Raw genomic sequence first — 22,737 nt, forward strand, 5'->3', positions numbered from 1 at the left:
TCTTACATTGGTATCAAAATCAATTATTTTAAGCTATTTAAATCATATTTATTTACAAATTTGAAGTAATAGCTCACTTGGTTTTAAAAATTCCTCCAATCGGTACATGAGGCTGAAGACAAACATAAAATTGACTTTTTCCGTGATATGGCTCCTAACCTCAGGAGTCCTCTTTGCGCAAGAAACGTCTACATTTTTCACCAACTTAACCGTACGAGATGGCTTGTCTTCAAACATCATTGCATGTATCGAGCAAGATCAATACGACTTCATTTGGGTAGGTACTGGAAGTGGACTATCACGATTTGACGGTTATGAATTTCTTACGTTTAAGAAAGAAGCCGTTGCTAACAGTTTGCCATCCAATGAACTCAGCACGCTACTTGCCGATGATGACGTACTGTGGGTAGGCACCTGGCACGGCCTATGCCAAATGAATATCAAAACCTTCGAGATCACACGCATTGATTTGGGTGGAGATGTGGCGATAAGAACCCTACTCAAATCAGAAAACAAACTTTGGATAGGAACCAATTCTGGTTTGTTTGAATATGATCTCAATCATAACACTTATACCAAACACACCACCGCTTCCAGTAATCTCAGCCATAACACCGTACGATCTCTACATGAAGATGAAGATCGTAATCTTTGGGTGGGAACCTATGATGGACTTAATCTGCTAACTAAAGATTCTGCTAAATTCACACAAATCACACTGCCACGTGATGATTCAGACGGTCCGGACAACCTGCTGGTATTAGACATTAAGCAATCAAAAGATCAACTTTGGCTTGGAACAGAGGTTGGGTTATTTCAAGGAACGGAGAGGGAGTCATTCAAAAAAGTAAAAGCCAACTTTAGCAATCAGGTAATCAAATGCATCTATCAAGATCAAAAAGAAAACCTGTGGTTAGGGACAGACTTTGGCCTGAATGTGTACTCTCCATCGGACAACTCAATATCAACCCAGTTTCACAATCCTAAACTCAGCTATTCCATTGCCAATAATGTGATATGGCAAATATTTAAAGATCGATCTGGGGTCCTATGGTTTGTTACCTCTAATGGATTGAGTAGAATGAACCTTGATGGAAATTTCTACACGTATCATGAAGTCTCCAGGTTTTCCGGAGATCAATTAATTGGCAATCAAGTCAAGGCCATATTATCCGATTCTCAAGACAATTTATGGATTGGAACACAAGGAGGTGTCATTAAAACGGACATTGAGACCGGCGAACAAGTCATTTTCGATTCCAACATTAGCAACGAAAGACAACTGCTATTAAATAATGTCTTTGCTCTGGAGGAAGATGAACAACACAGAATATGGATAGGCTCCGCTGGTGGGATCAACATTTGGGATGAGCAGCTAAAAAAAATGTATTCCATCACTGCTAGTTCCCAAAATGGATTGAGTAGTAATTACATCGCTCACCTAACTAAATCGCCGGAAGGAAAAATATGGGTAAGTGCTTGGGAAGGTGGTTTGTACGAAGTTAATGGTGATTTTCATGAACCAAATGAACTTCAATTTGAATCCATCGCAGAAATTAGCAATGTTTCAGAAAAAGTAGTCCATGGAGGTAATGCCATTTGGCTCATTGAGTTTGATCAACTGTATCGTGTGGACGAAAAAACCAAAGAAAGACAGTTAGTATCCTCATTTACAGAAGTTGCCAAACAACAAATGATCTACAGCTTGTATTATTCATCCAGTGGTTCCATATGGGCTGGCACACTAAATGGATTGATAGAATATAACACCAACACTCATCTAAGTAAATTCCATCAAGTACTCACAGGCTCTGATGTAATTGTCAGTAGTATCATAGAAGACCATGCTGGAAATATCTGGAGCACCTCCAATACCTCTATTCACAGATTATCTCCTACCGGAGAGCTGACCATTTTCCCATTGGATAAAGATTTGCCCTTAAAAAGTTTTTATTACGGCTGTGCGGCAAGAAACAGCACTGGAGAGCTACTATTTGGTGGAGACAATGGGTATATCTCAATTGATCCATCCAAAGCACAACCGAATGATTATGAACCATCAGTCTATATTACCAGCCTGCAAATCAATAATACGAAAATCAATGTGGGTGATAGTTTGAATAACAGCCCAGTTCTGACAAAGGATATCAGTTTTACTGATGCCATAGAACTTGAGTATGATCAGCGATCTGTCACATTAGAGTTTTCCTCTTTACATTTTTGGCAGCCAGACATGAATGTTTATGCCTACATGCTCGAGGGAGTCGACACGGACTGGAAATATGTGTCAGGCAGAAAAAACTTTGCAGTCTACTCAAGTCTTCAACCGGGAACTTACAACTTTCAAGTGAAGGGGAGCAACAATTATGGCGTAATGTCTGATCAGCTTACTTCCCTATCGATCACTATCAACCCACCACTCTTACTCAGCAAATCCTTCATTATACTATACATGCTACTTGCTGCAGTAATCACCTTCCTTGGTTTGCGCTTTTATTCATCAAGGGTCAGACTGCAGAACGAACTGCGCATTACCAGGCTGCAAAAAGACCATGCAGAAGAGCTGGAGCAAACCAAAGAGCTGTTTTTCACTAACATTTCTCATGAGCTTAGGACTCCTATTAGCTTAATTCTACCTCCGATACATGAAATACAAAATCATGGCAAACTTGATGACCAGAGCCGGCGCCTTATTTCACTAGCAGAGAAAAACAGTGTGCGGCTGTTGAAACTAGTTAATCAAATTCTAGACTTCAACAAACTAGAAAGTGAGACGCTACAGCTCAAAGTTGCTCCAGTTGAATTGGTCCAATTCTGCAAAGAGGTATTTGATCTTTTTATTGATCAGGCAAATAGGCATCAAATTGAATTTGAGTTTACAAATAACATAGCAAGTCAAATGGTTTGGGTTGATATAGAAAAGGTAGAAACCATTCTTTTCAACCTTCTGTCCAACGCATTCAAATTCACTAAAGAAAATGGCCGTATAACGCTGGAAATAAGTTTAGATTCAGCGCATTTTAAAGAAGGAGCTATCTTAATCGCTGTAAAGGATACAGGCGTTGGAATCTCCAGTTCAGATCAAAAAAAGATTTTCGATCGCTTTTATCAAGCTGAAGAAGGCAAGAAACTTGACTCTAGCAGTGGTATTGGACTGACTCTGGCATCTGAATATGTTGAATTACACCATGGAGAGATTAAAGTCGATTCTCAGGTTAACCAGGGAACTACCTTCACTGTATGGCTGCCTCTTGGCAAGTCTCACTTACCTATAGATTCTCAGTCGGAAACATCTGTCGAATTAAGAGCAACTCGTTCTATATACCCCAAAAACCAGGAAAACAAAACCTACCAACTGGATCTAGACACTGATAAACCAACAATTCTTTTGGTTGAGGACAACCGTGATGTCATTGACTTTATTCGAACAAGCCTGGAACACTCATACAATTTTGTAACAGCGGAAAATGGTGCCGAGGGGATTGAAAAAGCTAATAACTTCATGCCCGAACTAATCATTTCAGACATCATGATGCCGGTAATGGATGGACTCGAATTGTGCAAGAAAATCAAAAGCAACCCGAAAACAAGTCATATTACGCTGATTCTGCTAACTGCTAAAAGTATGGAATCCAATAAGCTGGAAGGTGTACGCCATGGAGCTGATGTATACCTAACCAAACCTTTCGAAATACCTTTATTGGATGCGCATATCAGCAATCTCATATCCAGAAAGAAAGAACTTACTTCTTATATAAGGTCTGAATTCCTAACTCTACAGGAGGCTCCCGATGCTGAAGACAACCGTGAGAACAAATTCCTGAAAAAGGTCATCGACCTGATAGAAGTCAACATCAGTGACCCGGATTTTGGTGTTGAACAAATCAGTAAAGAGGTGGGCATGAGTAGCACTCACTTGTACCGTAAACTCAAAGCGCAAACCGGGCTATCTGCTCAGGATATCATCAAAAAATATAGAATTAAAAAGGCGTCATTGCTCTTGAAAAACAATGAAGGAAACGTATCTGAAACCATGTACAAAGTGGGTTTTTCCAGTGCTTCATATTTTTCCAAGTGCTTTAAGGCAGAATTCGGAGTAACACCAAAAGAATATCAAAGACAAGTAAATGCTTAAATGCAATTATCCTTTAGACATCATTAGAAATAAAGATATCTCCTCTTCATGAACAATAGTCGGACTCTTCTCTGCATTGGAAACAAGACCAAATGATGAGTGAGTTGGGAAACGATGGCAATTTACGTAAAGGCTTTACATCCACTGCAATTGGCCGAACCAAAGGCTGGTTTTGCATAACCGAGTTTGAACTGTATTATCTTGGGTATAAATAAATGAATCATTGAATGATTGGCTTTAAGCTCACCTATAATAACGAAACCATCAAGGTTGGTATCCCAAAAGGAGTTACTTCGATCAACCTCACTCGTGTTCTTTTGGAAGATCGAGACGAAATAGACATTCATACAGGAGGGCTGGATAAAGAAATTAATCAGCACCTTAGATGGCTGGTAATGAAGTTGAAATTAGGTGATAAACTTCTCATTGAAGTCGAGGAGTTTGAGGAAGCAGATCCTCCCCATAAAATGGTTGCACAGGATTCAGAAGACCTAGTGCTTCAAGCCAAGCTGAAGTCATATCATAGCTTAAAAAAAGAACTGGAAGAAAAAGGCCTGATCTAATAAAAAATGGTGCTGCTTAAAAACAAGTAAGATATTACCAGGGCGACAAGCAATAGCGAACACACTTAAAATCGCCTTTCATAAATGACCGTCTCAAAAGGTGTCATTTCGACTTTGGAGAAATCCACCTTAAATCTTAACATACTGACAATCTAACAAGTAAGATTTCTCTTGTCAAGCACCTCGTTACTTCGAAATAACAAATGAAAGTAGCATTTGCTACAGCCTCTTTTTTGATTTAAAAGAATCCAACTTTTAAGGTGATACTGAATCCTTGGATGTCTTAACAGATTCCGTTATTTTGGAGATAATAAAAGTGCTTATCCGTATTTTAACGTTTATAAATGAATTGATAAGGCGGATACGTGACAGGTTGTCACATATCTGATTGTTATGCGCAAAACCCGCACCATGAACGAATTCTTTAAAATATTACTAACATCTGGATTAACGATTATTGGAGGAATAACCATCTTCGCTCTAACTAAAGTTATAGAACGATTTCAGGTTGATCCAATTATTGAACTGAATAATCTGAGAGGTGAAATTGCTACCTATCTGATCATAAATGCCAACAAATTTGGATATCCGAAGGTCAACGGTGAAGAACTCAAGACACTCTCATTTGACTTAAGAAATCTCTCAGCTAAACTTCGAGGAACTGTTTTCAAAATAAGCTTTTACAACTTTTATTTTAGATTGGGCTTGATTCCAAAAAGAATAGATGTTATCAATGCCTCATCAAGTATGATAGGACTTTCTAACACAATCTCAAGTCCAGATTTCGATCAAATAAATAAATACGAGCGAAAAATAGAAAAGCTATTAAAACTCAATTTGGATTAAGATTCCACAACAGAAATAATTACTAATTCTCCTTAATGATACAATATAGTCCAACATCACTTCAACAGGTTATAGATTGGAGAATTAAGAGATTTCCAGTTTACCGAATTCTGGATAACGTGGCTTGGCTGAACAACTTCTTTGATACTGGTGAAATTCAGTTAAGCACATTTTCCAAGTTTCGATCCTATAAAGACGAAATGCAAGGAGATAAATATGAAGGTCAAGCAGCTATCATATTTGATGGAGATGATAAAAACATGCATGCTATTACTTATGAAGCTGGAATAAATGCATTTATCATGTCAACCACTGTAAACTTGAACGATCAGGTTATTGATGACTTTAAAGGAACATGCGCAATTAAAATTAATCACCCAACACTGTTCGCATTAGAACTATCAAAAAAGCTTCCATTCGTAACTTCTGGACTTGAAGGTTTGTGCGACTATGTTGAACATAGAAGCAAATTCCTAGAAAAGCAATTGAGAACTGATAACCTTTTGAAAACTATTGAAGAATTAAGCAAATATAAGATGGATCATTTGATGAACGAACTAACCCAAGGAATGGAGTTATTTGCAAAACATAAAAAATATTCACATCAAGAAGAATATCGCTTCATTTGGTTTTCAAACGTGCCAACCAACTCAACGATTAAGGTTCAATGCCCAGAAGCAATTGAATATTGTGAGAAGATCTTATTCTAAAAGCGCATAACATGCACTATGATCCATAAGCTAACTGAGCTATTTGCAAAGGCTGGTGCGATGAGATACTTTAGTAGATATTTGAAAAGTCTAGCTTACGGATGATAGTTGGACGATATGCTTCACTCACTCTTCGCAAATGGATGTCCTTGACCTCATAAGAAACCAACTCGCAGAAATAAATCGAATTTCACCTGAGATTTCACTTGATCCAATTGTAACACATATCGAACGAGCCGAACACTTGTTTAATGAAGGTAAAAGGAAAGGTGATGAACACTTTTTCACTGATGTTATTTATCGAACAAACCAAGCATTCGAAGGTAGCTTACGAACGGCCTACATGATCCTGGCAGATCAAACAGAGGAAAAGGCTAACAAAAAAAGAACAGTAGACATTGAAGATTACATCGCAAATAATTCAATATTTCATGACAGGGTTCTGCATCATTTTACGAACTACAGACAAGAATGGAGGAATAAATCAACTCATGACTTCAAATTATTCTTCAGTGAAAGCGAAGCATTCTTAGCAATTGGAAACGTTTCAGCTTACACATATCTTCTGATCAACCAAATCATTGAGAAACTTGCCTATAAGGTCGAACAACAAAAACTTGCCAAACAGAAAAAACAGAAAGAGAAAATTCGCCAAGTAGCATCTGATGAAAAACTAGACTTAAAAGAGAAGATTACTGCTTGGATAATGTTGTTTCTTGAATCAACTGACAAGGACTTCAATACTCATTTAGAAATTGAACTGATTGGAATGTTTGAAGCTTTTCTTGATGTTGTAACTGACACAATAAAAGTTAATCGTGAAGTCAAAATTGAAAATGGATCAAGACCTTACAGGATTGATATGCTTATCGAACAAGGAAAAGAGAAGGTAATCCTCGAATTCAAAAGCCCTCGCATGAGGTATCATAAAGGATACGAACAACAAATACTTTCTTACATGGGATTTACAGGAATCAAGGAAGGAATTCTTTGGATACCTAGCACTGAAAGAGAAGGAGTAATTGTTGAAGACACAACTAACAATCAAATTGATGGAATGTATAACCTGCGAACAATAAAGACGAAGAATAACAAGCGCTAGCGATAATGCCGGAACTAATGAAGATTCAATTTTTATTTCTAATTTCAACCATTATACTATTCAACCTTCATGCACAATCTTCACAAAGCATTAGGGAAAAGCTAACTTCCAATGTATGGGGATTACATGGTATTTTAACGATTAACGACAGTGAACAGACCAAGGAGCGTCAAGAACTTGGCGATTCTGATGTTCGATTAAGGTTTTCTAACGATGGAACATTAACAGAGCTTGAAGAAGGTATAAAACGAATGTATCGTTGGGAAGTGAAGAGTGACTCAACTATAGTTATACATAGAACTCCAACAGAAAAGAAAGAACGTTTCAACTCATTTTTGAAATTGGAAGAAGTAAATGCCATCAAACAATTAAACGACAACAATTTAATCTTACAAACCCATCAATCAGACTCTATATCGTACAAATTTCATTACCAGAGAGACGATAGATTTTTTGAATGAATATCGCTAAAAAATGCTGAAAATACATATTACTAATAGTCACGTCTTTTGTATTTGTCTTAAACAGTTCACTGACTCTACAATCAGAACAAGCATCTCCAACAAACAATAGATTACTTCAAAAAACCAGAACCCACCCCCATTCCAACTAAACCGCTGCATGTATTGGAGTTATGCTACCTTTATGTATGAATGGGCGAAGTAAACTTTTTAGAGCGAGTTGAGGCGATACTGAATAAACATGCCTCTCATGAGCACTTCGGTGTTACGGAGTTGGCCGCTGAAATATGCTTGAGCAGATCACAGTTGCATCGCAAGGTGCATGCGCTTACCGGCAAGTCCGCCAGTCAGCTCATTAAAGAACACCGATTGCTACAGGCACAAAAACTGCTTAGCTCCACAGATTTAACAGTTGCTGAGATTGCTTACCAGGTGGGCTTTAAAAGTCCTGCTTATTTTAATGCGTGTTACAAAGACCATTACGGACGCACCCCAGGTGAATCACGAGCCTCCAATCAGGAAGAACCTGCTCTTAGTAGTCCAAAATCTGAAAAATTCAGCAAACCGGTTCTTTTGAGTATCGCTGCATTCATTTTACTACTCATTGTATCTGCCTTCTACTTTACTGGATCAACCAATAAGCCAGACGAGCAGCATACATCCGCAAAGGAAGCAGAAGCGACCTATACCAAAGGGCAGCACCTTATGTATCGGTTCACACCAGAGAGCTTCACAAAAGCCACTGAGTACTACTACCAAAGCCTGACAATTGACACCTCCTACACTCCGAGCTATATAGGCTTGGCTGAAATCAACTACTACAGTTGCTACCCACGCATCTCTAAAGAGAAATCTCTAAAAGCCGAAAAACACGCTCGTCAAGCACTGGATATTGAGCCAGGTTTTTCGGAAGGTCATCGCATTTTAGGCATGATCTACTACCAGTGTGACTGGCACTGGGAAGCTGCAGCAGAACAATTTCAGTTGGCATTGAAAAATGATCCCAACAACTGTGTCGCACAGTTTTATTTCAGCCACTATCAAACTTTCGTATCTGGAGACCTCAACAGTGCTCGAACACTGATAGAAAATGCAAAATTAGACTGTCCCCTATTCATTTACCACTACCTCTTATCAGCAGAACAATTCATCGCCCTAGCCAACTATGAGCAGGCACTCACTGAATTGGCCTCAGCCATTGAAATCGACAATAATGAAGCGAGTAGTTATTGGTATGCCTCCATCGTTTATCAAAAACAGCAGAAAATGGCTCTGGCCATTGACGCTCTTGCAACCTATTGCGAAAAAGCAGGATTAAGCCATAAAGACACCGTCTTGGCAACGTTTCAAACAGACGGGCTTGGTAGCGTCTACCAGTTCATCGTTGATGAAATGATCAAGCAAAGTGGAGAGTGGGCAGATGCTTATTTGATTGCCAAGGCGTATGCTCTCATAAATGATGAAGAACAAACATTGATGTGGCTAAACAAAGCCTACGATCAAAAACTGATGGATTTGAGTAAAATCAAGTATGACTTCCATTTTCAATTCCTTCACACCCACCCTGAATTTCTCAAGTTACTCTCCCGCATGAACCTGGGAAATTACAATTCACTTGTGTGATACAACATAATTGATATCCCGCGCAACATCATGAGACGAGGTTGCAACGGAATGCAACATTACCAATAGTTAACAGAAGGTGTTCAAATACAATTTTGAGTTTCCATTTTATTCAAAAAACTCATGAAACATCATTCGTTAGCGGTTAAAATTTTTCTTGCCATTGCCTTTCTACTTGGCCTTACCACTCGTGCTTTTCAGTTCTTCGCTGAACCATCCATGTGGAAAGACGAGCTATTCTCTGTAGTCAACATTGAAAACATGACCTTTTGGGAGCTAATGACCCAACAGCCCGATTACAATCAGGTGGCACCTGTTGGATTTTATGTAATCCAAAAGCTCTCCTATTCATTAATAGGCAGTACCGAGATGGCTTTTCGCCTCTACCCTTTTGTTGGTTCAATCTTTGCTTTATGGCTATTCTATTTGATCGCCAGGAAATTTCTGACTGCCACCAAACTAGTGCTCGCTGTGTTTTTCATGGCCACTGCTCTTGGACCGTGGTGGCAGTCGTTCAACGCCAAACCTTACACCGGAGACATCCTGTTTTTAATGTTCTTTGTTTGGGTTGGTCTCACCATTCTGGATCGTACCCTTTCTAAAAAAGAGGTTTGGATTTACGGGCTAATTGGATTTCTGGGAGCATCCGCTTCCTTTCCTGCAAGCGTGTTTGTAATGGCTTTGACAGCAATTTTCTTTTTGAAGATGAAAGAGGTTCCGATAAGCAAGTACCTACCCTTAGTTGCATTGTGGTTAGTTGGCGGAATTTGGAATATCGTCTATGCGAAGTTCATTATTTCACCTGATGTGGCCATCGCCATGGCAGCGCATCATTCCAAAATACTTCCTCCCACTGGGGTGATTGAATATATCCTATTTTTCCCGAAGCAATTGACTTTAAACCTTGGGGATTTCCTAACAGTAATTGGTGCCAACAATCCCATTGTGGTAACACGAAGTATCATTCTCCTACTGCTATCTCTCATCACCCTTTACGCGTTAATCAAACACAAACGATTCGATTTTTTCATCCTCTCTCTCCCGGTGATCATGATGATTGGCCTGGTAGGGTTTTACATTTTACCAATGGGAGGCAGAATGGCCTATTATGGCTTGTGGCCCTTCCTATTATTACCCCTGATCGGTTTGGCTTTTCTACAAACGAAGACCCGTTGGGCCAGACCCTGGCTGACAAACACGATAGCCATGATGTTGGTAATTCCATCGGTTATGATAGTGATTCTAGGAGTGAGCAGCCTCCCTATCGAATCTGAGCCGGTCAAAAAAATGCTTTCCTATTACAATGAGCACAAACAACACGGCGATGCATTGTACGTGCTTGGCTCGGGAGATCTGTACATGAGCTATTATGGTCCCAAGTACGGGATCAGGGATTATATCTTAGGAACATATGAATACACCATTACCGCCGAAGAATATGCAAAGGACCTTGAACCACTCAAAGGCAAGCATAGAGTGTGGTTCCTATTTACCGGTTATAGACCCGAAATGAATCCTACGTTATCTGTAGAAGAAATCAAGGACATTATGATAAAGGAAGCCGAATTGCTTGAAGAAAAACACTTCGAAAGTGCCGGATATCCGAACTTCCTGAACCTGTATGACTTTTCTGAAAACTAGTATCTGGTTGGGCATTAGTACCCTATACGCCTTGGTTGATTATATCTACACAGAAAATAAAAACTAGAAGGCAATCTTAGGACGACAAAACTAGGGTGCCTGACTGGCCACCCATAACCCCTAGACGAACGGATCATTTTGTCTTAAAGTAACGCTTGATGTCTTTAGTCTATGTTTAAATATTGGGAAAAGACTCCTGAATTCAGGAAGGACCAACTGAGACCAAGCTGCAAATTGTTTAAAAATACAAAGCCTGACTCCTTTATGAATCAGGCTTTGTGTAAACCTTGAAAAGTTCGATATTTTTATCCAACTTTTCGTTTAGAAGGAGAATTGAATTCTACTATCAATTTTCCTTGATAAAATATTCATTAAATATTTTATCGTTGATTTGGATACTCACAACATATACTCCATTATTTAAATTACTCACATCTAACTCTGTTATACGATTTGAAACCTGATTCCTAATCATTAACTTCTCTCCCTGCAGTGAATATATAATTATAGAATACACTTCTTCATTTGATTCAATTCTAACTTTATCGATTGCTGGGTTAGGATACATTCTTACTGAAACAGGCACCTTCTTAGGAGTATAATCTGTACTTCTTGCACTACTTATTGCACTAATTGCTATATCTCTGAAAGTTGTTTTACCTCGCCTGGAATTGTCATTCGACGTAACTGCCAACCCCACATAAATATCATTGGACATTGTAAGAGTAGAACTATCTAGTAGTGCCCAGGTGGTGCCATCATTGGACTGAAACGCTTCAAACAAATCTCCTGTACGCTTCAGCTTCAGCCATCTATCAATGCTTCCCGCGTCTGATGATTTCACTGAGCTGCCACCAGTTGTTTGCCTGAATTGGAATGCATTCCCATTTTCAGGAGTGATGTAGACCAAGGCGTTTTTTGAATTGGCTGTCAATGACTCTCTGAACATAAGTCCAGCCTTCATGTAATCATCAACATCTGGAGATATAGAGGATATCTGACAAACGATCTCTCCATCCCCAGAAAATGGTTGATAGGCGTATTGAAACTCGTCGGCAGCACCCCAAATATTGCTACCCGAACCCTGAACGATGAATACCTTTCCAGAATATTGATCTACAGTACTTCCAGCCAGCCCTACCGACCCAATATCTGTATTACCCCATGGCTCTGGCAAGGCCGGAACAGTCGCATTTACTCCAATAGCTCGAATATTGTCGATATAGAATGTATCAGCAGTAGCTACTCCAGGAGACATCAAAAAGACCATGCGATCTACTTGATCATCCGGCACACTGGCATCCGGAGAACTAACATGATTAAAAAGCACTCTATGCCACTCATTTTGTTTTAGGGTTCTCGCTTCATAAATACTGTGTCTACCCGCAGGAGACCCACCCAACATAGAATCATTTCTAAGTTGAATCTGCATCAAAGTACCCACAGGAGCGGCTGTACGTAAGTTGATAGCAAAAACCTTAGTCTCAGACTCATAATCGGAAGCATCATCTATTGATTCATTGATGAAAGTCAATCCATCATATGTGGCTGCCCCATTCCGGATATACCTGGATGTAGAGTCTGTTTTGTTGACACTTTCTATCCAATTATTCGCTACCACAGAATAGTCACCACTGGCACTGAGCTGAGATATTTCACTGGTGGTTTCATAATTTTCAAAAACTATATCAGAAGACAATTTATCCTCAGAAACCTTCTCAACCCTAATATTATCAAAGTGATAGGTATAGGAAGAAGCTGAGCCTGCATCGAAAGCAAAAACGAGCTCATCTACCAGATGATCTCCTACGGATGGATCTGGTATATTATAAAAGCCGAATGAGACTGTTCGCCATTCATTCTGAGCTGGAACTGTCGTTTTATAAACACTGTTTCTGCCAGAAGGATAGCTACCAGATGCTGCAGCCGCATTGTGGAAGTTGAGCTGTAGTGGCGTGCCCACCGGCGCATTGGTGTACAGTTCCATTCTCACAATAAAATCTCCACTTTTAAACTTGCCAGCATCTTCTATGGCCACTCCACTGAAAAATGAGAACTTATCGTATGGGTCTGTACCAGGTGCTGTGTATCTCCCTACTGAGTCAGTCCAGTTGCTCTCCTCCTGATGTGGGTTTGCAATTACACTATAGGTGCCAACAGAAGAATCCAATATAAGCGCTCCAGTACCTTCATAGTCCATTAACAGGTCGGTAGCATACTGAACCTGAAAAGGAATATTCATCAGTGCTACTTTACTATGACCATCCCGTACTACGACATAAAGACGATAAGCCCCCTTTGCCCCAGGAGCAGAAAAAGCGATACTATCCCCGTCCTGATGCAAAATGAGCCCTCCAATACCCGGAAGGATTTCTCCCCCTGACGCATCATCAAGATCATAACCTTCCTTTACGATATACCACTCATAGGTTAGTCCATCACCATTAGGATCATAAGCATCTACAGTAGCCCAATTGGCAGACCCAACAGTAAGCCGCACGTCATCATCTTCCTCCAGACCATTAAGCACCATCTGTGTAATTCGTGGAGCACGCTCAGTGGGATAACTACCCGTCCATGAATACTGCATGGCTTCCACCACTTCAGAAGATTCGCCATTTACAGTAAATAAGCTGTACCATGTTTCCACTTCGCCATGATTTTGATGCCCCCAAACAAAAACATATGAGCCGATGCACTGCCCCATTGGATTTGCTGCTATGTAATTGTTATATCGGGTTCTGTAAATATATGCCTTGCTGGTACTGGACAGTTCTATTGGAGCATTCCAGGCAGTTTCATTGGTTTGCCAGGTACCATCCACACCCCATTCGGTAACAATGTAAGGTTTTGTCCAGCCATTGGAAGTAAGCTGATGCTCCAAATTATCCAAAGTCTTGTATACGTTAATTCCCAGCACATCTATTTCCGGTGCTCGCGCTTTAATCTCTATGATATCTACATCATGCGCAGATGCCAAAACCGTCATAGTTGGATGCAATGTATCCTCCTCATGAATCATGGCTGCAATGTCATTAACAGCGTTCCAAAGGCGATAGTTCGTGTAGCCGGCATCTGCTTCATTCCCAATTGACCACATGAGAACCGCAGGATGGTCCCGGTACATCTGCACATAGTGTCTAAACTCTTCCAGTTGCGCATTAACAGCCGCTGTGTCATTATAATTGAAGAAGTCCTCTTCGCGCCCGGCATACAGCCCCATGGTGACGGTAATACCAAGTGAGTCTGCTCTGTTTAACAGCTCTAGAGTAGACGAGTCCGTAGAATAGGTACGAATGGAATTGCCACCATATGTAGCCAGTGAATCCAGAAAATGCCCACTATATGCGGCACCTTTGACATAATAAGGACTTCCATCTCGATATAGCTGAAATGAACCGCCACTTTCTTGAATAGAGACCTCTACACCTTGGGCGTAAGTGAACAATAAAGAGCACATTGCTCCGAATGTCAGTAAAAATTTTTTCATCATTTATTGAATTGGGTAAGTCCAAATCAATCCAATAAATGATTAAATCATCTTGAAATAAATGTCAGAATTCATGAAAATAGAGGCAAGTAATACTTGAAGATTATTATTAATAGAAAGAGCACGGATAATCCGTGCTCTTTGACTGGTAGTATTAAAGAAGTATTTTAATCGGTGGTTAGTCTAATAATCTGCCTGGATCGAAACAATGTGAAAATCATCAACAGGACCCCTACAGTTGCCCCAACAATTACCGATAAATCTACAGGCAAAGAGAATCCCTCCGGGGCTAGTAGTATGTAGGAGACTACCACTGCAGACATAAATGCTGAGGGCACCAGAGCGATCCAGAAGTTTTTTCCTTCGCGAATGAGATAAACAGTGACTGTCCATAGGACGACTGTTGCCAGTGTCTGATTGGTCCAAGCGAAATAGCGCCAAATCACTCCAAAATTGACAAGTGTTAATAAATAGCCGACAATAAAAAGAGGTACGCTGATTAGCAACCGGTTTTTGATCGACTTCTGACTTGATTTCATAAAATCTGCTATTATGATCCGGGCACTCCTAAAGGAAGTATCTCCAGAGGTAATAGGTGCGGCAACTACCCCGAGTATAGCGAGAAATCCTCCAAATGTGCCAAGTGCACCGTTGGATATTTCATTGACCATTAATGCGGTATTATCACCATTAGCTAACATGGTCTGATTCAGTTCCGTCACCCCGCCAAAAAAACTCATACTTATAGCTGCCCAAATCAGCGCCACTACACCTTCGGTGACCATCGCTCCGAAAAACACCTGTTTTCCCTGCTTTTCATTGGTAATACACCGTGCCATTAAAGGAGACTGTGTGGCATGAAAACCTGATATCGCTCCACATGCGATAGTAACAAACAGCATTGGAAAAACAGGAAATGATTCCGCTTGATAATGAAGATTAGAAAAACTACTGAGAGACAACTCAGGAACACTCATATCTTGCCAAAACATGGCCACAAATAAACCAAAAGCCATAAAAAGCAGAGCGAGCCCGAAAATAGGATACAACTTCCCTATAACTTTATCAATTGGCAAAATGGTACTGAGAATGTAATAAACCAGGATGATGACTGTCCAACCCAGCAGGCTCACAGAGCCTGCTGTCATACCTGCCAAAATCTTTGCTGGACCAAGCAAAAACACCGCTCCCACAATAATCATTAGTAATACAGTAAACCCGCGCATAAACTGCTTGATCCAACTTCCTAAATAATACCCCGACACTTCAGACACACTTTCTCCACCATGTCTTATGGAAAGCATTCCGCAGAAGTAGTCGTGAACGCCACCTGCAAAAAGACTGCCCAGAACAATCCATAGAAAAGCTACAGGTCCCCATAGTGCACCAGCTACTGTTCCAAAGATTGGTCCGAGACCAGCAATGTTTAGAAACTGAATTAGAAAAATCTTCCACGTAGGTAACTGGACAAAATCCACTCCATCCGACTTGGCTACTGCCGGTGTGGGCCGCTCAGGCTGCACGCCAAAAATCCTTTCAATAACTTTTCCGTAAATCCAGTACCCTACAATCAAGACTACTATTGAAATACAAAGTGTGATCATATCATTTTAAGGTTAATTCAAATGTTTGATTGGCTAACTGTGAACTATTCGGTCCTATCATGACAGAAAAAGTGCCTGATTCCAATACATAATCCTTACTAACTGGAGACCAATACTTCAGCATTTCAGAATTTATTTTAAAGGATATCTCTTTCGATTCACTCGGATTTAGTGAGACTTTTCTAAACCCTTTCAATTCCTTTACCGGTCGAACGATTTCACCAACATGGTCTCTTATATACAACTGAACAACCTCCTCACCTACATAATCTCCAGTATTCATCACATTTACTGTAGCAGTTATTTCATCAGATGAATTGAGCTCATTTTTAGTTAGGGATATATCAGAATATTCAAAACTTGAATAACTGAGTCCGAAACCAAAAGGATATAGAGGTCCATTGGTAATATCTATGTATTTTGATGAATAACTAGAGGATGAGGCTGGTCGGCCAGTATTATAATGATTGTAATAAATAGGTATCTGCCCGACTGCTCGAGGGAATGTCATGGTAAGCTTACCAGATGGATTGTATTCACCGGCCAAAACCTGTGCTATGGCATTACCTCCTTCAGTGCCTGGATACCAAACCTCCAAAATAGCATCAACATGGTCTTGATACCAACCAATGGTGAGAGGTCTCCCATTAAAAAGCACTAAGGCTATGGGTTTACCGGCTTGCTGCACTATTTCAGCTATCCGATCCTGGTTACCAGGTATGGTCAAATTTGCTCTACTTGCAGCTTCCGCAGACATTTCCTTAGGTTCTCCTAGAGCTAACAATACCAAATCCGCTGAATTTGCCAGACGTTTGATTCTGTTTTCAGGGAGTTGTTTGTCATCCCAAAAATCCCCCACGTCTAAAAAATTAATTTCACAGCCTGGAAACTGGTCCTTTAAGCCATCTACCAAACTTACGGCATAGATCGTGTCTCCTTTGGCAGACCAGCGTCCCAGAATATCCTTGCTATTAGCAAAAGGCCCAATAACAGCAATTTTCTTAACTTCTTCCTTAATCGGCAATAACCCATTATTCTTTAATAGAACCATTGATCTCATCGCTGATTCTTTTGCCTTTTTGCGATGGGAGTGTGAAAGAGTAATATTTTGGATTTTGCCCGGTGTAGAAAAACGATAAGGATTATCAAACAACCCTAATTCAAACTTTTTTTGAAGGATGCGTCTAACCGCAGAATCAATTAAGACTTCATCAATAACACCTTTCTCTACCAACTGCTTGATATGTTGATGATAATTTCTGGACTGCATTTCAATATCTACAGTAGCCGATATCGCCTGGGAAGTTGCTTGGGAATTATCCATTGCGTATCCATGTTTGATCAACTCCCCTACACTTCCAAAATCAGAAATAACTATACCATCGAAAGCTAAGTCATTTCGCAATAGGTTCTTCAAAAGTTTTTGATGCGCTACGGTAGGCACACTTTCTACCACATTAAATGAAGTCATAACCGAACCTACATTTTCTTCAATAGCTGCGATAAACGGAGGCAAGTGAATATTGTATAAAGTCTCATTTCCAAAATCCACAGTATTGTAATCACGTCCGCCCTCTACGGCACCATAGCCAATAAAGTGTTTGGCACAAGCGATAATGGTAGCGGGATCCTTTAAATTATTTCCTTGAAATCCTTGAATCGCCGCCCTAGTCATCAGAGATGACAGGTAAGGATCTTCTCCATTGCCTTCCATCACCCTACCCCATCTGGGATCTCTTGACACATCCAGCATGGGACCATGGTTATAACTGATACCAGCACTAGCTGCTTCTAATGCTGCAACAGCATGTGACTGACGAACCATCGCCGTATCCCAACTGCATGACATAGCTAACGGGATTGGAAAAATTGTCTTAAATCCGTGAATTACATCATAATTGAAAAAGAGAGGGACCCCAAGACGAGTCTCTTCCACAGCAAAGCGTTGCATTTCCTCCACATCATCTACTTCTCCTGGCACCAAAATAGACCCTACACCACCAGCCTTTACAAGCTCGATGAGGTCTCTGGCTTTTTGTCCGTCTCCAACACGCGCATGCCCTCTGCCCAAGCACTGATACATCTGACCCACTTTTTCATACAAGGTCATCTCCTGAATGAGTGAGTCGATTTGGTGATTATAAGATCCGACACTTTTCCTATTAACTTCCGGATTACATCCAAATAAGATCCAACAAAGGATCACTATCCAAAATGCTAACCTCATGAACCAGCGGTTTTCTGAGGAACAAGCAGCACAGCGTCAGCACGAACTATTCCCTCCTCATTTGCATGAATGACCAGCTTATTCTCTTCTGCATTTGTCAATGAATAAACTCCTACAGAAATCCATTCACCAGCAGTTTGGCCTATCACCTCCACCTCATCAGCTATCACCTCCTGTTCCATTTTATCCGAGCCTATTTGTAAGCTCACTTTAGTGGAAGGTGATACATTATTCACCTTACTGAAATAAACAAATACTTCATAAGACCTGTCTACTGTCACTCGGATCGGAAACGCCACTTCACCAACCCCTTGAAGTTGTAAGGCGTTCTGTCCAAAACAATCCTTAGTTACTTTTTTCCACTCGCCAGTTACTTCAACACTCTCATGTGAGTTATCGATAAGAATCTCAGGATCGGTGCCATCTGACAATGGGTCTGTCATTAGTGAATGTCTTAGCACTTTATAGTCCAAGTCTTGTACGGCCTTACTCCCCTTCATTACCTCAGCTGCCGCTAGTGCTGCCACCTGACCAAGAGCCATGAATACAGGCTCCATCCTGATGGAACCATAAGCGATGTGACTGGCAGAGAGACAAACGGGAACCAAGAGGTTGTCACATTCTTCTTTCTTCGGCACTATAGCACCGTAAGCGATCGGATATAGACCAAATCCTCCAATCTCCACATTACCTTCATTCTTGACCATAGCAACACCTTCTTTTTGCACTACCACTCGCTGACAGTTGTGTGAATCCATCGTATAAGCCGCTAAGGCAATTGGGTCAGTTACGACTTCCCTGCCCTGACAGTGATGCTGAGTCATTACCGTTTGGCCGATCAGGCGCCGCACCTCTCTGACATAAAGCTGAGGAGACCAATTGTTATTTTCCGTGTATTCGTCTTTGGGGTAACCCCACTGCTGCATTTCTTTCCTTAATTCCTCCGGAACACGTGGGTCAGTTTTGTAGAAGTACAGCAATCCCTTCGTGTAGATCTCATGTTGCTTTACAATGGCGGCTCGCTCTTCATAAGAAGCCTCAGGATACGCGTAATTCATGCCAATCATATCCGTGGAAAAGCCTCCCCGATTGTTAATATCTGTTTTGCCTCCTGGCATTTTGCTCCAGATAAAATAATCATTCAGTGACCGATTTTCTGACTGAGCCTCAAATAATCTCAACAGCAGCTCATACCTTGATGAATCGTAACCTTCCGGCCGAGTAATAGGTACTTGATTTCCTTGCTCATTGGTCAGGCAAATTCGAAAATTATACGCTTGTAACTTTTCATCCCCAGTACCATCAGGAGACACCTCTTCAGGACTGATCCCCCACAGCAAACCGCTGGAAGAATCACCTTTGATTATGTAGGGATCTATAAAATCAGGAAACTGATGCTTCCCCCTCAGCTGCACGCCATTGTAAGTTTCATCGTACAATTCATTGCTTTCTCTTCCAACAATATAGGATACTCCAGACTTAGCCATCAGATCACCTTCGTAACTGGCATCTATAAATACACTTGCGCTAATTGTCATAGATTGATCTACCCCATCTTGAAAAAGAGAAACCTCCCTAATAGACTTTCCATCTTTGGAAACACCCTTCAACCTGTATCCATAGAGCACCTGTACATCCGCTTCCTTCAGGTAATCACCAAACACCTTACTCGCTACACCTGGCTCGAAGATCCAGCGTTCGAATACCCCATATTCGGAACCAATACGTCTGTAAAAATCTTTGGCCAGCCATTCAATAGCATATTTATTCCCTATATCAGTGTACCCCAATCCCCCGGAGGTCAAACCTCCCAAATGATTATCCGGTGAAATTAGTAAGACGTTGAGGCCTTTCATCTTAGCTGTATAGGCAGCTATAATCCCAGATGAAGTACTCCCGTAAATGACCAGATCGTAGGAATCATGCGCTCTCTCGGATCGATTACAGCCCCCTACAATAGAGCTTAGAGCAATGAGCAAAGTAATTATACGATGTTTCATTGGATAGTCAGTTTAGTGGTTTTCAAATCTTCATTGGCAGAGGAGCTTCCTGTAGATATCCAAAACTCTCCTGACTCAATAGTTTGCTCCATGTTGAGGTTGTAAAAAGAGAAAGCTTCTGCATCAAGCCGGAAAGTAACATTTTTGGTTTCTCCAGGTAGCAGGCTAATCCGCGCAAATCCTTTCAACTCCTTCATGGGTCTGGTAACAGAGCTATAAAGGTCTCTCACATAAAGCTGCACCACTTCCTCTCCAGCCAGTTTACTGCTATTCGTTACTTCCACAGTAACCTGAACTGTATCTGCTGACTTGATAATCGAATCTGACAACACTGGCTCTCCATATTGAAACTGGCTGTAAGAAAGCCCATGACCGAATGCGTAAAGCGGGCCTGTTTTAGACCACTTATATTTCTTGACATAATGTGCTCGCTTATGATTGTAATAAGATGGTATCTGACCAACATTTCGAGGAATGGTGATAGGGAGTTTTCCGGACGGATTTACCTTCCCAAAAATAACTTCTGCTATTGCCTGACCGCCTTCGCTGCCTGGCTCCCAGGCTTCAACCACCGCTGGAATGTTCTCTGCTATCCACTCCACGCCCAGCGGTCTACCATTGATTAGCACTACTACTACCGGTTTGCCTGTAGCATGAAGTGCTTCAACCAATTCCTGCTGGCGACCCACCAGATCCAAATTATCCCTGGCTATATTTTCACCATTTGTCTTAAACTTACTTTGGTACCTGAGAGAGTTGCTACCAACCACTACCACTATCAAGTCATTGTCTTTACTTTTGGCGACAGCCTCGCTGATGTGCTGGCTCGTGATTTCTGTGACTTGCATTCCCATATCATGGTAGTTAAGCTTTACTTTGGCAGGCTTCACCTGTTCAAACCCCTCTACCACGGTAGTGATATTCTCCTCTGGCTGTTCAAAACTCCAGTCTCCCATGAGTGTATGGTTATTGGCATTGGGCCCAGTGATCAGAATGTTTTTCACATCACCCTTTACCGGCAAAAGATTGTCATTCTTTAAAAGTACGATGGATTTTCGCGCTGCTTCCAGTGCCGTAGATCTATGCGCTTCTGTACGGATGGATGTCGCTATCTGGTCCTCCTGCACAAACGGATTTTCGAAAAGCCCCAGCCTGAACTTGGCTTCCAGAAGTTTGCGAACGGATTGGTTGATGCGCTCCTCACTCAACCGTCCCTCTTGCACCAACTCCATAACAGGCTCAAGAAAATCAGGTCCATGCATGTGCATATCCATTCCAGCATCTACAGTGAGATAGCAAGCCTCCTTCTGGGAGTCAACCACCCGGTGAACGGTCTTGAGACGTTCTATATCCATCCAATCACTTACCACGAATCCCTCAAATCCCATTTCATTTCTAAGAATATCTGTAAGCAAATATTTACTCCCATGGCATGGGTCTCCATTGATTTCATTGTGAGCAGCCATCGCAGTAAAAGCTCCTGCGTCTATCGCTTTTTGGTATGGTGGAAAATACACTTCTCTCAAAGTACGCTCACTCACATCCATTGGGGATGCATTGAGTCCATTCACCGGTTCACTTCCTGCCACAAAGTGCTTTATGCATGCCAGCACATTGTCAGGGTTTTCAAAACGATCACCCTGCAATCCTCCCACCATTGCCACACCCATTTCACCAACAAGGAAAGGATCCTCTCCAAAAGTTTCTCCAACTCTACCCCAGCGAGGATCTCTGGCTACATCTACATTAGGAGAAAACGCCCAATGTGAACCAGTAGCTCTCATTTCTCTTGCTGTCTGCTGCGCTATAGTTTTCACTAGAAGGGTATCCCAGGTTGAAGCAAGACTCAATGGAGTGGGATAAACAGTAGCTCCTTCATATAGTGCATTGCCGTGGATGGCATCAATTCCTATAAGCAATGGAATTTTTAGCCTCGTTTGTTGAGCGGCTTTCTGTAACTCATTTGCTTCTTTGGCTGTGAGTACATGTAGAAACGATCCTATTCTACCAGTCTTGATGAGATCGTAGAGATCTTTACCGCTCAGTCCCGGATAGAACGCATTGGCATCATCTGCCATTAAATCAATTGGTGTATTGAGATCAGCAGATTTCTGAAGGTGAAACAGCCCGACATATTGGCTCATTTGCCCTACTTTTTCCTCCAGGGTCATTTTAGAAAGAAGGTCTTCTACCCGGTTTGCAACGGGAGCCTGAGCATCTAAATAACTAACTTTTTGATGCCCCTCTGCAGGCTGACAGCTATTCAGTGAATTCATTGCACATAACACCATCAAGACAAATGGGAGCACAACTTTAAAACGCTTCAACATATTTA

The 22,737-nt window shown here is 41.1% G+C and carries 13 protein-coding genes; 8 read left to right on the forward strand and 5 right to left on the reverse strand.

The window, feature by feature from the left end; translation table 11 throughout:
* Positions 1 to 142: 142 nt before the first annotated feature.
* The 8 genes from NXS00_RS07805 (at position 143) to NXS00_RS07840 (ending at position 11,081) form a co-directional block, all read left to right on the forward strand.
* On the forward strand, positions 143 to 4,135 hold the full coding sequence (locus tag NXS00_RS07805) for a hybrid sensor histidine kinase/response regulator transcription factor (RefSeq protein ID WP_258098596.1): 3,993 nt from the start codon (positions 143 to 145) through the stop codon (positions 4,133 to 4,135).
* A 227-nt stretch (positions 4,136 to 4,362) separates the two neighbouring features.
* Positions 4,363 to 4,698, forward strand: coding sequence for a hypothetical protein (locus NXS00_RS07810; RefSeq protein ID WP_258098597.1), 336 nt, complete (start codon positions 4,363 to 4,365; stop codon positions 4,696 to 4,698).
* 411 nt (positions 4,699 to 5,109) lie between these two features.
* Positions 5,110 to 5,544, forward strand: coding sequence for a hypothetical protein (locus NXS00_RS07815; RefSeq protein ID WP_258098598.1), 435 nt, complete (start codon positions 5,110 to 5,112; stop codon positions 5,542 to 5,544).
* A gap of 35 nt (positions 5,545 to 5,579) precedes the next feature.
* On the forward strand, positions 5,580 to 6,254 hold the full coding sequence (locus NXS00_RS07820; RefSeq protein WP_258098599.1) for a hypothetical protein: 675 nt from the start codon (positions 5,580 to 5,582) through the stop codon (positions 6,252 to 6,254).
* A gap of 139 nt (positions 6,255 to 6,393) precedes the next feature.
* Entirely contained in the window at positions 6,394 to 7,356 is a 963-nt protein-coding gene (locus tag NXS00_RS07825; RefSeq protein ID WP_258098600.1) for a GxxExxY protein, read from the forward strand.
* 17 nt (positions 7,357 to 7,373) lie between these two features.
* Positions 7,374 to 7,817, forward strand: coding sequence for a hypothetical protein (locus NXS00_RS07830; protein ID WP_258098601.1), 444 nt, complete (start codon positions 7,374 to 7,376; stop codon positions 7,815 to 7,817).
* A gap of 192 nt (positions 7,818 to 8,009) precedes the next feature.
* A complete protein-coding gene (locus NXS00_RS07835) occupies positions 8,010 to 9,440 on the forward strand; it encodes a helix-turn-helix domain-containing protein (protein ID WP_258098602.1) in 1,431 nt (476 codons plus the stop codon).
* 123 nt (positions 9,441 to 9,563) lie between these two features.
* On the forward strand, positions 9,564 to 11,081 hold the full coding sequence (locus NXS00_RS07840) for an ArnT family glycosyltransferase (RefSeq protein ID WP_258098603.1): 1,518 nt from the start codon (positions 9,564 to 9,566) through the stop codon (positions 11,079 to 11,081).
* Positions 11,082 to 11,427: 346 nt separating this feature from the next.
* Here NXS00_RS07840 and NXS00_RS07845 read toward each other — a convergent pair whose 3' ends face one another.
* From NXS00_RS07845 to NXS00_RS07865, 5 genes are all read right to left on the reverse strand, one after another.
* Positions 11,428 to 14,574, reverse strand: coding sequence for a T9SS type A sorting domain-containing protein (locus NXS00_RS07845; RefSeq protein ID WP_258098604.1), 3,147 nt, complete (start codon positions 14,572 to 14,574; stop codon positions 11,428 to 11,430).
* A gap of 164 nt (positions 14,575 to 14,738) precedes the next feature.
* Positions 14,739 to 16,175: a carbon starvation CstA family protein gene (locus NXS00_RS07850; RefSeq protein WP_258098605.1), complete on the reverse strand. Its 1,437-nt coding sequence runs from the start codon at positions 16,173 to 16,175 to the stop codon at positions 14,739 to 14,741.
* 1 nt (position 16,176) lies between these two features.
* The gene (gene bglX / locus NXS00_RS07855; protein ID WP_258098606.1) at positions 16,177 to 18,402 is read right to left on the reverse strand and encodes a beta-glucosidase BglX; all 2,226 of its coding nucleotides are present in this window, start codon (positions 18,400 to 18,402) and stop codon (positions 16,177 to 16,179) included.
* Positions 18,399 to 20,402 (reverse strand): FAD-dependent oxidoreductase, encoded by a 2,004-nt coding sequence (locus tag NXS00_RS07860; RefSeq protein WP_258098607.1) that lies wholly within the window; start codon positions 20,400 to 20,402, stop codon positions 18,399 to 18,401. The genes bglX and NXS00_RS07860 overlap by 4 nt, the downstream gene beginning before the upstream one ends.
* Complete coding sequence (locus NXS00_RS07865) at positions 20,399 to 22,732, reverse strand: glycoside hydrolase family 3 N-terminal domain-containing protein (RefSeq protein ID WP_258098608.1); 2,334 nt, start codon at positions 22,730 to 22,732, stop codon at positions 20,399 to 20,401. Before NXS00_RS07865 ends, NXS00_RS07860 begins: the two co-directional genes overlap by 4 nt.
* Positions 22,733 to 22,737 lie beyond the last annotated feature (5 nt).

It is taken from the genome of Marinoscillum pacificum, from assembly GCF_024714495.1.
In the GTDB taxonomy this organism is placed as follows: Bacteria; Bacteroidota; Bacteroidia; order Cytophagales; family Cyclobacteriaceae; genus Marinoscillum; species Marinoscillum pacificum.

Bases quoted from the DNA above. Each gene is read 5' to 3' on its own strand.
- NXS00_RS07865 (WP_258098608.1), bottom strand. From the start codon at position 22,732: ATGTTGAAGCGTTTTAAAGTTGTGCTCCCATTTGTCTTGATGGTGTTA.
- NXS00_RS07815 (WP_258098598.1), top strand. From the start codon at position 5,110: ATGAACGAATTCTTTAAAATATTACTAACATCTGGATTAACGATTATT.
- bglX (WP_258098606.1), bottom strand. From the start codon at position 18,402: ATGAGGTTAGCATTTTGGATAGTGATCCTTTGTTGGATCTTATTTGGA.
- NXS00_RS07830 (WP_258098601.1), top strand. From the start codon at position 7,374: ATGAAGATTCAATTTTTATTTCTAATTTCAACCATTATACTATTCAAC.
- NXS00_RS07835 (WP_258098602.1), top strand. From the start codon at position 8,010: ATGGGCGAAGTAAACTTTTTAGAGCGAGTTGAGGCGATACTGAATAAA.
- NXS00_RS07845 (WP_258098604.1), bottom strand. From the start codon at position 14,574: ATGATGAAAAAATTTTTACTGACATTCGGAGCAATGTGCTCTTTATTG.
- NXS00_RS07860 (WP_258098607.1), bottom strand. From the start codon at position 20,402: ATGAAACATCGTATAATTACTTTGCTCATTGCTCTAAGCTCTATTGTA.
- NXS00_RS07840 (WP_258098603.1), top strand. From the start codon at position 9,564: ATGAAACATCATTCGTTAGCGGTTAAAATTTTTCTTGCCATTGCCTTT.
- NXS00_RS07820 (WP_258098599.1), top strand. From the start codon at position 5,580: ATGATACAATATAGTCCAACATCACTTCAACAGGTTATAGATTGGAGA.
- NXS00_RS07825 (WP_258098600.1), top strand. From the start codon at position 6,394: ATGGATGTCCTTGACCTCATAAGAAACCAACTCGCAGAAATAAATCGA.
- NXS00_RS07850 (WP_258098605.1), bottom strand. From the start codon at position 16,175: ATGATCACACTTTGTATTTCAATAGTAGTCTTGATTGTAGGGTACTGG.
- NXS00_RS07810 (WP_258098597.1), top strand. From the start codon at position 4,363: ATGATTGGCTTTAAGCTCACCTATAATAACGAAACCATCAAGGTTGGT.